Source organism: Escherichia sp. E4736, assembly GCF_005781225.1.
Classification (GTDB): Bacteria; Pseudomonadota; Gammaproteobacteria; order Enterobacterales; family Enterobacteriaceae; genus Escherichia.
Genome location: NZ_VATT01000002.1, coordinates 185,607 through 199,727, shown reverse-complemented (window position 1 = coordinate 199,727; position 14,121 = coordinate 185,607). Strand labels below are relative to the sequence as shown.

Below are 14,121 nucleotides of genomic sequence, written 5' to 3'. Positions count from 1 at the left end.
CCATAAGGAGATAAAAAAATCTGACACAAGATAAGCAAAAGTGATTTATGTGATTATGCATGAAATTTCGGTAATTTTGATTTATTATGCAGTTGATAAAAGCAGGCCGGGACGATTGATCCAGGTCATCGCCGAATTGAGCTAAAAATGGCAGGCTTTTGCCTCTTTTCAAGGCGCGGTCTATCAGATTATGCAGTTACAGAAATTAGTCAATATGTTTGGTGGTGATCTCACCCGTCGCTATGGGCAAAAGGTGCATAAGCTGACGCTGCACGGCGGTTTTAGCTGCCCTAACCGTGACGGTACCATCGGGCGTGGCGGCTGCACATTCTGTAATGTTGCCTCGTTTGCCGATGAAGCGCAGCAGCATCGTTCCATTGCCGAGCAACTGGCGCACCAGGCGAATTTAGTTAACCGCGCGAAACGCTATCTGGCTTACTTTCAGGCGTATACCAGCACCTTTGCGGAAGTTCAGGTGCTGCGTTCTATGTATCAACAGGCGGTAAGCCAGGCCAATATCGTTGGTTTGTGTGTTGGTACGCGCCCGGACTGCGTGCCAGATGCGGTGCTTGATCTGCTTTGTGAATATAAAGACCAGGGCTATGAAGTGTGGCTGGAACTGGGGCTGCAAACCGCACACGACAAAACGCTGCATCGCATCAATCGCGGCCATGATTTTGCCTGTTATCAGCGTACAACCCAGCAGGCACGTCAGCGCGGTCTGAAGGTGTGTTCTCACTTAATTGTCGGACTGCCTGGCGAAGGGCAGGCTGAATGTTTGCAAACGCTGGAGCGAGTGGTTGAAACCGGCGTGGACGGTATAAAGCTGCATCCGCTGCATATTGTAAAAGGCAGCATTATGGCGAAAGCCTGGGAAGCGGGGCGTTTGAACGGTATCGAACTGGAAGATTACACGCTCACTGCCGGAGAAATGATTCGCCATACGCCGCCGGAAGTGATCTACCACCGCATTTCCGCCAGCGCCCGTCGCCCGACGCTACTTGCACCGCTATGGTGTGAAAATCGCTGGACGGGTATGGTTGAGTTGGATCGCTATCTTACTGAACATGGCGTACAGGGATCGGCGCTGGGACGTCCGTGGCTACCTCCAACGGCGTAGGCCATTGAGGGGAATTCCGCATTTCTCACACAATTTATAACGTAACTGTCAGAATTGGGTATTATTGGGGCAGGTTGTCGTGAAGGAATCCCCTAATGAAGCAAATTCGTCTGCTGGCGCAGTACTATGTTGACCTGATGATGAAGTTAGGTCTGGTGCGCTTCTCAATGTTGCTGGCGCTGGCCCTCGTCGTTCTTGCCATTGTGGTACAAATGGCGGTAACCATGGTGCTGCATGGTCAGGTCGAAAGCATTGATGTTATCCGCTCTATTTTCTTTGGTTTGTTGATTACGCCATGGGCGGTCTACTTTCTTTCGGTAGTCGTTGAGCAACTCGAGGAGTCACGGCAACGCCTGTCACGTCTGGTACAAAAGCTGGAGGAGATGCGCGAGCGCGATCTAAGCCTCAACGTTCAGTTAAAAGATAATATTGCCCAGCTAAATCAGGAAATCGCCGTTCGTGAAAAAGCAGAAGCAGAACTGCAGGAAACCTTCGGTCAGCTGAAAATTGAAATCAAAGAGCGCGAAGAGACGCAAATTCAACTCGAGCAACAATCTTCGTTCTTACGTTCCTTCCTTGATGCTTCACCCGATCTGGTTTTTTACCGTAACGAAGATAAAGAGTTTTCCGGCTGTAACCGTGCGATGGAACTGCTGACCGGGAAAAGCGAAAAACAGTTGGTGCATTTGAAACCTGCGGACGTTTACTCGCCGGAAGCCGCAGCGAAAGTCATTGAAACCGACGAGAAGGTGTTCCGTCATAATGTGTCACTGACCTATGAACAGTGGCTGGATTATCCGGATGGACGCAAAGCCTGCTTTGAAATCCGTAAAGTGCCGTACTACGACCGCGTGGGTAAACGCCACGGCTTGATGGGGTTCGGCCGCGACATTACCGAGCGTAAGCGTTATCAGGATGCGCTCGAACGCGCCAGCCGCGACAAAACAACCTTTATCTCCACCATCAGTCATGAGTTGCGTACGCCGCTGAACGGTATCGTCGGCTTAAGCCGAATTCTGCTGGATACAGAGCTCACCGCCGAGCAGGAAAAATATCTCAAAACTATCCATGTTTCCGCCATCACTTTGGGGAATATCTTCAACGATATTATTGATATGGATAAGATGGAGCGACGTAAAGTTCAGCTCGATAACCAGCCGGTTGATTTCACCAGCTTCCTGGCCGATCTGGAAAACCTCTCCGCACTGCAGGCGCAACAAAAAGGCTTGCGCTTTGTTCTTGAACCAACACTGCCGCTGCCGCATCAGGTGATTACCGACGGGACTCGCTTACGCCAGATCCTGTGGAACTTAATCAGTAACGCTGTGAAATTTACCCAGAAGGGCCAGGTGACTGTTCGCGTACGTTATGACGAAGGCGACATGCTGCATTTTGAAGTGGAAGACTCCGGCATCGGTATTCCACAGAATGAACTGGATAAAATTTTCGCCATGTATTATCAGGTGAAAGACAGCCACGGTGGCAAACCTGCAACCGGTACGGGTATTGGCCTGGCGGTTTCTCGTCGACTGGCGAAAAATATGGGCGGTGATATCACTGTCACCAGCGAACAAGGTAAAGGCTCTACCTTTACCCTGACGATCCACGCGCCGTCGGTGGCGGAAGAAGTGGATGATGCGTTTGACGAAGATGATATGCCTTTACCGGCGCTGAATGTGCTGTTGGTAGAGGACATTGAGCTGAACGTCATCGTTGCCCGTTCGGTGCTGGAAAAACTGGGCAACAGCGTTGATGTGGCGATGTCTGGTAAGGCAGCACTGGAGATGTTTAAGCCGGGCGAATACGACCTTGTATTGCTGGATATTCAGTTACCAGATATGACCGGGCTGGATATATCACGCGAACTGACGAAGCGTTATCCGCGTGAAGATTTACCACCGCTGGTGGCCTTAACCGCCAACGTGCTGAAAGATAAACAAGAGTACCTCAATGCTGGAATGGATGATGTGCTGAGTAAGCCGCTTTCTGTTCCGGCGCTAACCGCGATGATCAAGAAATTCTGGGATACCCAGGATGATGAGGAGAGCACGGTGACGACAGAAGAGAGTGGTAAATCAGAAGCATTGCTCGATATTCCCATGCTGGAGCAGTATCTCGAACTTGTAGGACCGAAGTTGATTACCGACGGGTTGGCCGTGTTTGAGAAGATGATGCCGGGCTATGTCAGCGTACTGGAGTCGAACCTGACGGCACAGGACAAAAAAGGCATCGTTGAGGAAGGACATAAAATTAAAGGCGCAGCGGGTTCTGTGGGGTTACGCCATTTACAACAGCTGGGGCAGCAAATTCAGTCTCCCGATCTTCCTGCGTGGGAAGATAATGTTGGTGAATGGATTGAAGAGATGAAAGAAGAGTGGCGTCACGACGTAGAAGTGTTGAAAGCGTGGGTGGCAAAAGCTGCTAAAAAATGACCCCGGCTAAACCGGGGTGCGCGAATACTGCGCCAACACCAGGGAAATCTTGGCTGCGCCGTAATTTTTTATGATAAGTAACAAAGGCACAGCACTGTTTTTCAGGCCGCATGCAGTTAAGATAGCAAATCTTAAATGATTTGTTACATGAATCAGTTAAATGTGTGATGCGTAGCGTTTTTATTAAAAAAATTAATGTGTTTCAGTCAATTGGGAAAGGATGATCACAATGAAGAAAATTGGCGTAGTTCTGAGCGGATGCGGCGTCTATGACGGTTCTGAAATTCATGAAGCGGTATTGACGTTATTAGCGATATCTCGCAGCGGCGCGCAGGCAGTTTGTTTTGCTCCAGATAAGCAGCAGGTTGATGTCATTAACCATTTAACCGGTGAAGCAATGGCGGAAACGCGCAATGTGTTGATTGAAGCGGCGCGTATTACGCGTGGTGAGATCCGCCCTCTGGCACAGGCTGATGCCGCCGAACTGGATGCGTTAATTGTGCCGGGTGGATTTGGCGCGGCAAAGAATTTGAGTGATTTTGCCAGTCTTGGCAGTGAATGCAGCGTGGACCGTGAGTTAAAGGCGCTGGCGCTGGCAATGCATCAGGCCGGAAAACCGCTTGGCTTTATGTGCATTGCCCCGGCAATGTTGCCGAAAATCTTCAATTTCCCGCTGCGTTTGACTATCGGTACTGATATCGATACCGCAGAAGTGCTGGAAGATATGGGCGCGGAGCATGTGCCATGTCCGGTAGATGATATTGTCGTTGATGAAGACAATAAGATTGTTACCACACCTGCGTATATGTTGGCACAGAACATTGCGGAAGCAGCAAGTGGTATTGATAAGCTGGTTTCCCGCGTACTGGTTCTGGCGGAATGAGCAAACGCCGCGTAACGGCGTTCGGTTTCGTTCGCCGTTTCATTCTGCGGTTATCGATTGTCCTCTTTGTGCTCTGGGGCGGGGGTATAGCGCTGTTTAGTATAGCGCCAGTCCCGTTCTCTGCGGTGATGGCCGAGCGTCAGCTAAGTGCCTGGCTGCACGGTAACTTTCGTTACGTGGCGCATTCTGACTGGGTCAGTATGGATCAAATCTCGCCGTGGATGGGGCTGGCGGTGATTGCCGCAGAAGATCAGAAATTTCCCGAGCACTGGGGTTTTGATGTCGCTTCCATTGAGAAAGCCCTGGCGCACAACGAGCGCAATGAAAACCGCATTCGCGGCGCATCAACAATTTCGCAGCAGACAGCCAAAAATCTCTTTTTGTGGGATGGGCGAAGCTGGGTACGAAAAGGGCTGGAAGCCGGATTAACACTGGGGATAGAAACGGTCTGGAGCAAAAAACGCATCCTGACGGTTTACCTGAATGTCGTCGAATTTGGCGACGGTGTGTTTGGCGTCGAGGCAGCGGCACAGCGTTATTTCCATAAATCCGCCAGCAAACTTACCCGTTCGGAAGCAGCGTTATTGGCGGCTGTATTACCCAATCCACTTCGTTTCAAAGTTACTGCACCTTCGGGCTACGTGCGTAGCCGTCAGGCGTGGATTTTGCAGCAAATACATCAGTTAGGCGGTGAGTCGTTTATGCAACAACACCAGCTGTATTAGGCTTCGCGCGAGGTGAGGGAGAGCTTTTTGCTTTCACTCGGTTGCGCCTCTTTTTGCAGAGCAACAGCTAACGCTGGTTGAGTGATAAAACGTCGCCACAACCGCTCTTGCTTACGCAGACAACACCACTTCGACCAGGTCGCCAATGGAATCAACGTGCTTTCACCAATGTTGTCACAGACGACGGGGATAATTTCTGACTCACTGATGCGGTGGCAGAGAATATTCTGCGGCTTCAGCGACATCGTCACGATGTGGTTATTCTGCAAATAACGCTTTAACTGTTTCAATAACTGACGCAGTTGCGCGATATCTTCTTCGTAATGGCATTGTTTAGCAAATTCGCTCAGTGTAATAGACGGTTTGCCATCAAAATCGGCAATCACATCGTAGACATAACCGGTTCCGCAATCAGTCTCAACCGTACCGTGATAGCGCGGAATACCGCTCCAGTCTTTCAAACGACGACCAAGATGCGCATAGTACTTTAACTCACGGCGGATCTCTTTATCACCACCGTCGCCACGGTGGTAGACAATTTTAATACAGCGTTGGGCATCTTCCGGATGCGCATAACATTTTCGATGTCTTCCGGTGCCCAGGGGACTTTGTTCAGATAAGCGAATCATGCCATCTCCTGGAGGTATTTTCTGACCGTCTCCAGTATGAGGGCTTAACTTAAACAAAACCTAAACAAGCTTTTTTAAGGTTTTCTTAAGGTTTTATACTTACAGAAAAGCGCACGAAATGTACAATTTGCGAGAAATTGGGATATTTGGGGGTTGTACTTTTTTCGTACGTTAGGGCGGAAGGGGCGTGTCTGGGGGAATTAAGTGTCGGAATGACGAAGATTAATCTTCGTCAAAACCTGAGTTAAAGAGGGCAATGACGGCGGCCAGCGCCTCAACTTCCTGCGGACCGGTCGCTTCGACTTCAATCTGTCGTCCTTTGGCAGAATCCAGCATCAACAGCGCAATAACGCTGTTGGCTTCAGCCTCGGTGCCTTCGTCATTACGTAAAAGCACTTCGGCGTCAAAACCCTGCATTAATTCAAACAGTTTCATAGCAGGCCGGGCATGCATGCCCAGCTTGTTAGTGATTTCGACAGTTTGTTTGACGGTCATGGTTTACGTTTTTCCAGCGTGCGATGGCGTGACTGGACGTTTTTACCGCGTGAGCGGAAGTAGTCAGCCAACTGTTCTGCAATATACACCGAACGGTGTTTCCCGCCAGTACAACCAATGGCGACCGTCAGGTAGCTACGGTTGTTGGTTTCCAGCATAGGTAACCATAGCTCAAGATAGCTACGCGTCTGGTAGATAAAATTGTGTACTTCTGTGTGCCTATCGAGGAATGCGGCGACAGGTTTATCAAGGCCCGTCATCGGACGCAGTTTCGGATCCCAGTGTGGGTTCGGCAGGAAACGTACGTCAAAGACGTAATCCGCGTCGATAGGAATACCGTGTTTGAAGCCGAAAGATTCAAAGACCATTGTCAGTTCACGCTCGCGTTTACCCAGCAGGCGGGTACGCAGCATTTCTGCCAGTTCATGAACGGACATTTCAGACGTATCGACAATCAGATCCGCCCGTGAACGCAGCGGTTCCAGCAGATCGCTTTCTTTGTCGATAGCACTTTCCAGCGACAGGTTTTTGCTGGAAAGCGGATGCAGGCGGCGCGTATCGCTGTAACGACGAATCAGCGTGTTACGATCGGCATCGAGAAACAGGAGTTGCGGTGAGAAAGCATCAGGCAGATTGCTCATCGCCTGTTCGAATATTTCTGGCGACTCTGGCATATTGCGGACATCAATGCTGACGGCGGCAGAAATCTCGCGATCGGCCAGAGTCCGAGCCAGATCGGGTAACAGCACTACGGGAAGGTTATCCACGCAGTAAAAACCCATATCTTCCAGCGCCCGCAGGGCGACAGATTTGCCTGACCCTGAACGTCCGCTGACGATCATCAGTACCATGTACTGTTTCTCCTCACAACGTCTAAAAGAGACATTACAGAATAACTACGTTTCATCCGGAGTACCTTCGGTATCCGTAATGATTTGATACAGCTCTTCATCGCTCTGGGCTGCACGTAAACGGCGGCAGATAGTTTTGTCCGCCAGACGTTTCGCGACCAGCGAAAGAGTGTGCAGGTGCGTTTTGGTTTGGTCTGCGGGTACCAACAGGGCAAAAAGTAAGTCTACCGGCTGGTTATCGATGGCATCAAAAGCAATGGGTGTTTCTAGCTGAACGAAAACGCCAACCGCGCGTAGGGTATCTTCTTCCAGTTTGCCGTGCGGAATGGCAATGCCATTACCAATACCGGTACTGCCCATTTTTTCCCGCGTCAGAATAGCTTCAAAAACCACCTGCGGTGGCAGGCTAAGTTGTTTTGCCGCCAGTTCGCTGATGATTTCCAGGGCGCGTTTTTTGCTCTGACAGTGGACGCGGCTTCGCGTACATTCCCTGTTAAGAACACTGCTAAGCTGTAGAGTTGTATCATTATTTGTCATAATTTCACCTAAGAATCTGCCCACTCAAACAGTGGGGCAGATTCGGAGCATTAACCGTACAAATGGCCTGTTGTGCCATACAACAGGCCGCCATGCACTTGCTAATTGCCCGGACAATTAGTGTTGTTTCAATTTATCTTTATGCTTGGTTAGCTGACGTGCCAACTTATCAATTAAGCCATCAATGGCGGCGTACATGTCCTGACCTTCCGCGCTGGCATGAATTTCGCCACCGTTAACATGCAGTGTTGCATCTGAGGTGTGGGTGACTTTCTCCACTTTCAGAACAACATAAACCTGGTTGATTCGGTCAAAATATTGCTCAAGTTTGGCAAACTTTGAGGTGACAAATTCGCGCAGGGCCTCGGTGATCTCGACGTTATTTCCGGTAATGTTGAGCTGCATAGTGTCTTCCTTATCGGTTGGGTCAAACGAGCTGTTTACGCTGGTTTGACGGCGGAATGGATAAAGACTCTCGGTACTTCGCAACAGTACGGCGTGCCACCATGATACCTTGTTCTGACAACAAAGAAGTTAACTTGCTGTCGCTCAACGGTTTCGCTGGGTTTTCCGCCGCGATTAATTTCTTCACCAGTGCACGAATCGCCGTGGAAGAGGCTTCGCCACCCCCTTCGGTATTGACGTGACTGGAAAAGAAATACTTCAGTTCAAAAATGCCTCGTGGACTATGCAGGTACTTTTGCGTGGTCACGCGAGATATCGTCGATTCATGCATCTCGACGGCCTGGGCGATATCAGCCAGCACCATCGGTTTCATATATTCTTCGCCTTGCTCAAAGAAGGCTTGCTGTTGTTCAACAATACAGCGACTGACGCGCAGCAGCGTATCGTTACGGCTTTCCAGGCTCTTAATCAACCATTTAGCATCCTGCAGATTGCTGCGGATAAACTGACTGTCGCCATCGTTACGTGCGTTATTGCACATTGAGGCGTAATGCTGGTTGATTTGCAGACGTGGAATACTGTCGCTGTTCAGTTCAACCGTCCACTGGCCGTTATGCTTACGCACCAGCACATCAGGGATGACATATTCCGGTTCACCGGTCTGGATCGACTGGCCGGGGCGTGGATCGAGTGACTGGATCAGATTGACGGCTTCTTTCAGCACATCTTCTTTCAGACGCGTGACGCGCATTAATGAGCGAAAGTCGTGATTGGCCAGCAGATCGAGATGATCGCTAATGATCAGTCGAGCTTCTTCCAGCCACGGCGTGGTTTTATCGAATTGGGAAAGTTGGATCAGCAGACAGTCACGCAGATCTTTCGCCGCCACACCGACCGGATCAAAACGCTGGATGCGTTTCAGGACTGCTTCAACTTCATCGATGTCGATCTCTTCATCGCCCATACTTTCGAGAATATCTTCCAGCGGGACGGTCAGATAACCGGTGTCATCAACGGCATCGACTATGGAGGTGGCGATAGCGCGGTCAGTGTCGGAAAACGGTGTCAGCTCGACCTGCCACATCAGATAATCCTGCAAGGTCTGCGTCGTTTCGCCCTGATAGACCGGCAGCTCATCGTCGATGTAGTCACCGCTGGTGCCTGATGGCGTACCGGCGGTGTAGATGGTATCCCAACTGGCATCGAGCGGCAGCTCTTCCGGCATCTCTTTTTGTTCGAGTGCGTCAGCGGTATCCAGCGTTTCGCTGTCTGGCGTTTCGTGAGTGTCGATTTCATCATGAGTGTCGATTTGCTCAAGCAATGGATTACTTTCCAGCGCCTGCTGTAGCTCCTGCTGAAGCTCCAGCGTGGACAACTGCAACAGACGAATCGCCTGTTGTAGCTGAGGCGTCATCGCCAGTTGTTGGCTAAGCCTGAGTTGCAAACCTTGCTTCATGTTCAGAATCGTACTCTCCTGCTAAAACGTCGCAAACTTCTACCCTATCAGAGTCTGAAGTCTTCCCCAAGGTATACACGCTTAACATGTTCATCTTGTAAGATTTCTGTCGGCGTGCCATGAGCGATTAAATGCCCCTGGCTGACGATATAAGCGCGTTCACAAACAGCCAGCGTTTCACGCACGTTATGGTCGGTGATAAGCACGCCCAGGCCGCTGTCGCGCAGGTGTTCAATGATACGTTTGATGTCGATAACCGAGATCGGGTCAACCCCGGCAAATGGTTCATCGAGGAGGATAAATTTCGGATTCGCAGCCAGTGCGCGCGCAATTTCTACACGACGGCGTTCACCACCGGAGAGCGATTGCCCCATGCTGTCGCGTAAATGCTCAATGTGGAACTCTTCCATCAGCTCGTTCGCGCGATCTTCACGCTGTTCAGCGGATAAGTCGTCACGAATTTGCAGTACCGCCATCAGGTTATCGTAAACGCTGAGGCGACGGAAAATAGAGGCTTCCTGCGGCAAATAGCCGATACCGCGACGCGCACGCGCATGCAGCGGCAGAAGGCTGATATCGTCGTCATCAATAATAATGTTGCCCGCATCGCGCGGCACAATGCCAACGACCATGTAGAAAGTGGTCGTCTTACCGGCACCGTTTGGCCCCAGCAGACCGACAATCTCCCCGGAGTTGACGGTCAGGCTGACGTCTTCCACCACGCGGCGGCCTTTATAGGCTTTTGCAAGGTTCTTTGCAGTTAAAGTTGCCATAACGAATTAATTACCCTTCTTCTGCGCCGGGGTCTGGCCTTTGTTGTTTTTGTCCTGCAACTGTGACGGCACCAGAACGGTGGTCACACGCTTACCTTTGTCACTGAAAGCCTGCATTTTCTGCTCTTTCACCAGGTAAGTGATCTTATCGCCCTTAATATTGCTATCGACCTGCTGCAGATAAGCATTACCCGTCAGAACGACAAAATCTTTTGCCAGTTCGTAATGCATCTGGGAAGCATGGCCTTCGACTGGCTTACCGTTATCCTGCATTTGATAGAAGGTGGCCGGGTTACCGTAACCGTCGATCACTTCCTTGCCTTGTTCACCACCCGGACGGGTGACGACTACTTTATCGGCATTAATTTTAATGGTGCCTTGAGTCACAACGACATTACCGGTAAAGGTAACCACGTTGCCTTGCATATCAAGAGATTGCTGGTCCGACTCAATGTGGATCGGTTGGTCAGTATCTCCGGTAACGGCAAATGCCGGAATGCTGGCGGCCAGAAGTGAGCTGGCAAGCACAAGATTAAGGCTGAGTTTGTTTGTTTTGAATTTCATAGGATGTTCTAACCTTTTCAATCAGCTCGGCATTCTTGCTGCGTAAGTTGCCGCGCATTTTCAGACCGCTGGAGTTAAATGTTGTTCCGTATAACGTGACGAGGTCTTCAGAGGTAACATCCTGCGTCACCAGATTGATCTGCGCGTTATCCGTCGTGATTCTGCGAAGTTGAGAGTCCGGCACGAGTGCGTTGACTTCAACGTGTCCATATAAATAGAGCATCCGGTCATTGGTTAGCTTGGCTTTATCTGCTTTAACCGACCATGTCGGGATTTTATCCTTATCAAACGTGGTAAGTACGGGTTGCGTAAACCACGAAACGGCCTGATCGGAATAATATTCAACGTGTTGAGCAATCAATCGATAGCTTAGGGCTCCTTCTGGGTTATAGACGAGCGTGTCCGTATGCTCGCTTTTATAGGTGGGATCATTGTTGTTGACGACCACCTGGGCGGTATCGTCTTTCTCGGTCATGTTAACGCCGATCATCACCAGAACCGCCAGTGATAGCACAATGATAACCCAACGTCTGGCTTTACTCATATCGATTGCCCTTTGGCTTCATCCAGTTTGCCCTGCGCCAGAAGTAATAAGTCGCAAACTTCACGAACCGCGCCACGACCGCCAGCAATGCGCGTCACGTAATCAGCGCGCGGAATCAATAGCGGATGCGCATCGGCTACGGCCACGCTTAAGCCCACTTTTTCCATCACTGGCCAGTCGATAAGATCATCACCAACGTAAGCCACGTTTTCTGGCGCAATCGCCAGTTTTTCAAGCAGATCGCCAAAGGCGATAAGCTTGTTTGATTGCCCCTGATACAGATGGGTGATCCCTAACGTTGCACACCGATCTTCTACCAGTTTAGCCTTTCGTCCAGTAATGATGGCGACTTCAATATCAGAGGTGAGCGCACAGCGGATACCGTAACCGTCACGAACATTGAACGCTTTCAGCTCTTCGCCATTGTTACCCATATAAATCAGACCATCTGACAATACGCCATCAACGTCGAGGATCAGCAGACGAATGTTCTCTGCTTTTGCCATCACATTGGCGCTAACAGGGCCGTAACAGGTCGCAAGCGACGCACCTGCTTTACTCATTGTTGTTTATCCTTGAATCTTTACACTACGCCAGCACGCAATAAATCGTGCATATGTAACACACCGAGTAAGTGGTCGCCATCGGCAACCATTACGGAAGTGATATGGCGGGACTGCATTAAGTTCAGCGCCTCAACGGCCAGAATGCCAGGACGTACACGAATTCCCCCTGGCGTCATCACATCGGCAATACCTAACTGACGGACATCCACGCCCATATCGAAGACACGGCGTAAATCACCGTCGGTAAAGATGCCTTCAATCATCATATTGTCATCGCAAATGACGGTCATACCAAGATTTTTGCGGGTGACTTCCAGCAGCGCATCGCGCAGGCTGGCCGTTTTCTTGACATGCGGGATCTCGTCGCCCGTATGCATAATATCGCTGACGCGAAGCAGAAGTTTACGACCAAGTGCGCCGCCTGGATGCGAAAGTGCAAAATCTTCGGCGGTAAAGCCGCGCGCTTTCAACAAGGCGACGGCGAGCGCATCTCCCATGACCAGCGTCGCGGTAGTACTGCTGGTTGGTGCCAGCCCTAACGGACAGGCTTCTTTCGCTACTTTAACACACAGATGCACGTCTGCTGCGCGTGCCATGCTGCTCTCCGGACGACCGGTGATGCAAATTAACGGTACATGCAGGCGTTTGAGTACCGGGATTAAGGCCGTGATTTCGCTGGATTCACCTGAGTTAGAAATCGCAATGACCACGTCCTGCGGGGTGACCATGCCTAAATCGCCATGTGCGGCCTCACCGGGATGGACGAAAAATGACGGAGTACCGGTGCTTGCAAAGGTTGCTGCCATTTTGCGCCCAATGTGTCCCGATTTACCCATTCCCATGACCACGACTTTACCTTTACACCAGAACATTTTTTCACAGGCGAGCGTGAAATTCTGATTGATGTATTGATCAAGCTCTGCCAGGCATTCACGTTCAATCGCCAGGACTTCTTTACCTGCTTGCTGAAAGTCAAAACCCGGTTGCAACTCTACGTGCGACATAATGCGTTTCCAGTTATTCAACGAGTATTGGCGATAACCAGTACAACATCGCCAGCCATACGACAAATCCGCCTGTTAATAATACCCCAACACCACGGCCAGATTGCCGGGAGCGTCGCCAACATAGCAACGCAAAAATAATACTGACCAACAGCATCACGCTGCAGTCACGGCTGTACGCCAGTGGGTTAACCTCCCCGGGCGTTATCAGCGCGGGTAAACCCAGCACGATGACAATATTAAAAATGTTTGCGCCAATGATATTACCGACAGCAATGTCGTTTTCACCTTTGCGAAAACCTGCTATCGCGGTTGCCAGTTCCGGCAGACTAGTGCCGATAGCGATTGCCGTCAGACCAATAGTCAACTCGCTGATGGCAAAGTAATTCGCCAGTACGGTGGCGTTGTCAATCACCATCCGCGTTGCTACCGGCATGATAATCAATGCAATGCCGAGCCATAAAAACGCGACAGGTAAACCGCCTTCGCGCGGTAGCTCTGCAAGCTGTTCTCTGGCCAGGCTGTCAGTCCCCTGACGTTCTGCCTGACGTGCAAGTTTAACAATGAACAGCAGCCATAGCACAGCCAGAAAGAGGAGAAAGATACCATCGCTGCGACCAAGTTGTCCGTCATAGAGTACGGAACCGGCCACCACACTGACTAATAACATTAATGGTAATTCACGGCGCAGAACATCGGAATGGACGGTAAAAGGGCGCACCAGCGCAGCCAGACCGAGGATCAGTAAAATATTGATTATGTTTGAGCCGAGTGCTGTGCCGACGGCTAAATCTCGTTGTTCATGCAGCGACGCGGCAAGCGAAACGATTATTTCTGGAAGTGACGTACCAATACTGACCACCGTCATGCCGATGATCAGCGGTGGGATGCCAAAAGTGCGGCAAAGAATAGAGGCGGCAAATACCAGACGGTCGGCACTGTAAACGACCAAAAGTAAACCAACAATTAACAGTGCCGTAGCTAAAAGCATCTAACGTCCTTTCTTCAGGTATACTCGCCGGTCCGCTGAAGATTTTCAGAAAGCCGTAATGAATTCTTAATTTTGACTTTATGCGGCTAAAAAGTAAAACAAATGCCAGCTTTCGCTAACCGCGGCGGGTAATATTCTGTAAATAT

General features: G+C 50.3%; 16 protein-coding genes. 4 read left to right on the top strand and 12 right to left on the bottom strand.

Going from position 1 to position 14,121, the window contains the following annotated elements:
- Positions 1–190: 190 nt before the first annotated feature.
- From FEK46_RS01780 to mtgA, 4 genes are all read left to right on the top strand, one after another.
- Positions 191–1,120 carry a TIGR01212 family radical SAM protein gene (locus tag FEK46_RS01780; protein ID WP_131160904.1) on the top strand — a complete coding sequence of 310 codons (930 nt, stop codon included), beginning with the start codon at positions 191–193 and terminating at the stop codon, positions 1,118–1,120.
- 95 nt (positions 1,121–1,215) lie between these two features.
- The gene (gene arcB, locus FEK46_RS01775) at positions 1,216–3,552 is read left to right on the top strand and encodes an aerobic respiration two-component sensor histidine kinase ArcB (protein ID WP_130219189.1); all 2,337 of its coding nucleotides are present in this window, start codon (positions 1,216–1,218) and stop codon (positions 3,550–3,552) included.
- Between the two features lie 229 nt (positions 3,553–3,781).
- A complete protein-coding gene (elbB, locus tag FEK46_RS01770; RefSeq protein ID WP_130204562.1) occupies positions 3,782–4,435 on the top strand; it encodes an isoprenoid biosynthesis glyoxalase ElbB in 654 nt (217 codons plus the stop codon).
- Complete coding sequence (gene mtgA / locus FEK46_RS01765) at positions 4,432–5,160, top strand: monofunctional biosynthetic peptidoglycan transglycosylase (RefSeq protein WP_135559882.1); 729 nt, start codon at positions 4,432–4,434, stop codon at positions 5,158–5,160. The genes elbB and mtgA overlap by 4 nt, the downstream gene beginning before the upstream one ends.
- Here the strand turns inward: mtgA and yrbL are convergent.
- The 12 genes from yrbL to FEK46_RS01705 form a co-directional block, all read right to left on the bottom strand.
- Positions 5,157–5,789: a PhoP regulatory network protein YrbL gene (gene yrbL / locus FEK46_RS01760; protein WP_131160907.1), complete on the bottom strand. Its 633-nt coding sequence runs from the start codon at positions 5,787–5,789 to the stop codon at positions 5,157–5,159. The genes mtgA and yrbL overlap by 4 nt on opposite strands.
- A gap of 222 nt (positions 5,790–6,011) precedes the next feature.
- Positions 6,012–6,284, bottom strand: coding sequence for a PTS phosphocarrier protein NPr (npr, locus tag FEK46_RS01755; RefSeq protein WP_000216792.1), 273 nt, complete (start codon positions 6,282–6,284; stop codon positions 6,012–6,014).
- Complete coding sequence (rapZ, locus tag FEK46_RS01750; RefSeq protein WP_000243741.1) at positions 6,281–7,135, bottom strand: RNase adapter RapZ; 855 nt, start codon at positions 7,133–7,135, stop codon at positions 6,281–6,283. Before rapZ ends, npr begins: the two co-directional genes overlap by 4 nt.
- A gap of 45 nt (positions 7,136–7,180) precedes the next feature.
- Entirely contained in the window at positions 7,181–7,672 is a 492-nt protein-coding gene (ptsN, locus tag FEK46_RS01745; protein ID WP_000183677.1) for a PTS IIA-like nitrogen regulatory protein PtsN, read from the bottom strand.
- 117 nt (positions 7,673–7,789) lie between these two features.
- A complete protein-coding gene (hpf, locus tag FEK46_RS01740) occupies positions 7,790–8,077 on the bottom strand; it encodes a ribosome hibernation promoting factor (RefSeq protein WP_001176602.1) in 288 nt (95 codons plus the stop codon).
- A gap of 22 nt (positions 8,078–8,099) precedes the next feature.
- Positions 8,100–9,533, bottom strand: a complete 1,434-nt coding sequence (gene rpoN, locus FEK46_RS01735; protein WP_105281056.1) for an RNA polymerase factor sigma-54 — start codon at positions 9,531–9,533, stop codon at positions 8,100–8,102.
- A gap of 47 nt (positions 9,534–9,580) precedes the next feature.
- Positions 9,581–10,306, bottom strand: coding sequence for an LPS export ABC transporter ATP-binding protein (lptB, locus tag FEK46_RS01730; RefSeq protein WP_000224099.1), 726 nt, complete (start codon positions 10,304–10,306; stop codon positions 9,581–9,583).
- A 6-nt stretch (positions 10,307–10,312) separates the two neighbouring features.
- Complete coding sequence (lptA, locus tag FEK46_RS01725; RefSeq protein WP_064529517.1) at positions 10,313–10,870, bottom strand: lipopolysaccharide ABC transporter substrate-binding protein LptA; 558 nt, start codon at positions 10,868–10,870, stop codon at positions 10,313–10,315.
- Positions 10,839–11,414, bottom strand: coding sequence for an LPS export ABC transporter periplasmic protein LptC (lptC, locus tag FEK46_RS01720; protein ID WP_064529518.1), 576 nt, complete (start codon positions 11,412–11,414; stop codon positions 10,839–10,841). Before lptC ends, lptA begins: the two co-directional genes overlap by 32 nt.
- A complete protein-coding gene (kdsC, locus tag FEK46_RS01715) occupies positions 11,411–11,977 on the bottom strand; it encodes a 3-deoxy-manno-octulosonate-8-phosphatase KdsC (RefSeq protein WP_130204570.1) in 567 nt (188 codons plus the stop codon). Before kdsC ends, lptC begins: the two co-directional genes overlap by 4 nt.
- Before the next feature lie 20 nt (positions 11,978–11,997).
- Positions 11,998–12,984, bottom strand: coding sequence for an arabinose-5-phosphate isomerase KdsD (gene kdsD, locus FEK46_RS01710; RefSeq protein ID WP_130204572.1), 987 nt, complete (start codon positions 12,982–12,984; stop codon positions 11,998–12,000).
- 13 nt (positions 12,985–12,997) lie between these two features.
- Positions 12,998–13,975, bottom strand: a complete 978-nt coding sequence (locus FEK46_RS01705) for a calcium/sodium antiporter (protein WP_135559881.1) — start codon at positions 13,973–13,975, stop codon at positions 12,998–13,000.
- Positions 13,976–14,121 lie beyond the last annotated feature (146 nt).

Coding starts and splice junctions, on each gene's coding strand:
- FEK46_RS01780 (WP_131160904.1), top strand. CDS start 191: ATGCAGTTACAGAAATTAGTCAATATGTTTGGTGGTGATCTCACCCGT.
- arcB (WP_130219189.1), top strand. CDS start 1,216: ATGAAGCAAATTCGTCTGCTGGCGCAGTACTATGTTGACCTGATGATG.
- elbB (WP_130204562.1), top strand. CDS start 3,782: ATGAAGAAAATTGGCGTAGTTCTGAGCGGATGCGGCGTCTATGACGGT.
- mtgA (WP_135559882.1), top strand. CDS start 4,432: ATGAGCAAACGCCGCGTAACGGCGTTCGGTTTCGTTCGCCGTTTCATT.
- yrbL (WP_131160907.1), bottom strand. CDS start 5,789: ATGATTCGCTTATCTGAACAAAGTCCCCTGGGCACCGGAAGACATCGA.
- npr (WP_000216792.1), bottom strand. CDS start 6,284: ATGACCGTCAAACAAACTGTCGAAATCACTAACAAGCTGGGCATGCAT.
- rapZ (WP_000243741.1), bottom strand. CDS start 7,135: ATGGTACTGATGATCGTCAGCGGACGTTCAGGGTCAGGCAAATCTGTC.
- ptsN (WP_000183677.1), bottom strand. CDS start 7,672: ATGACAAATAATGATACAACTCTACAGCTTAGCAGTGTTCTTAACAGG.
- hpf (WP_001176602.1), bottom strand. CDS start 8,077: ATGCAGCTCAACATTACCGGAAATAACGTCGAGATCACCGAGGCCCTG.
- rpoN (WP_105281056.1), bottom strand. CDS start 9,533: ATGAAGCAAGGTTTGCAACTCAGGCTTAGCCAACAACTGGCGATGACG.
- lptB (WP_000224099.1), bottom strand. CDS start 10,306: ATGGCAACTTTAACTGCAAAGAACCTTGCAAAAGCCTATAAAGGCCGC.
- lptA (WP_064529517.1), bottom strand. CDS start 10,870: ATGAAATTCAAAACAAACAAACTCAGCCTTAATCTTGTGCTTGCCAGC.
- lptC (WP_064529518.1), bottom strand. CDS start 11,414: ATGAGTAAAGCCAGACGTTGGGTTATCATTGTGCTATCACTGGCGGTT.
- kdsC (WP_130204570.1), bottom strand. CDS start 11,977: ATGAGTAAAGCAGGTGCGTCGCTTGCGACCTGTTACGGCCCTGTTAGC.
- kdsD (WP_130204572.1), bottom strand. CDS start 12,984: ATGTCGCACGTAGAGTTGCAACCGGGTTTTGACTTTCAGCAAGCAGGT.
- FEK46_RS01705 (WP_135559881.1), bottom strand. CDS start 13,975: ATGCTTTTAGCTACGGCACTGTTAATTGTTGGTTTACTTTTGGTCGTT.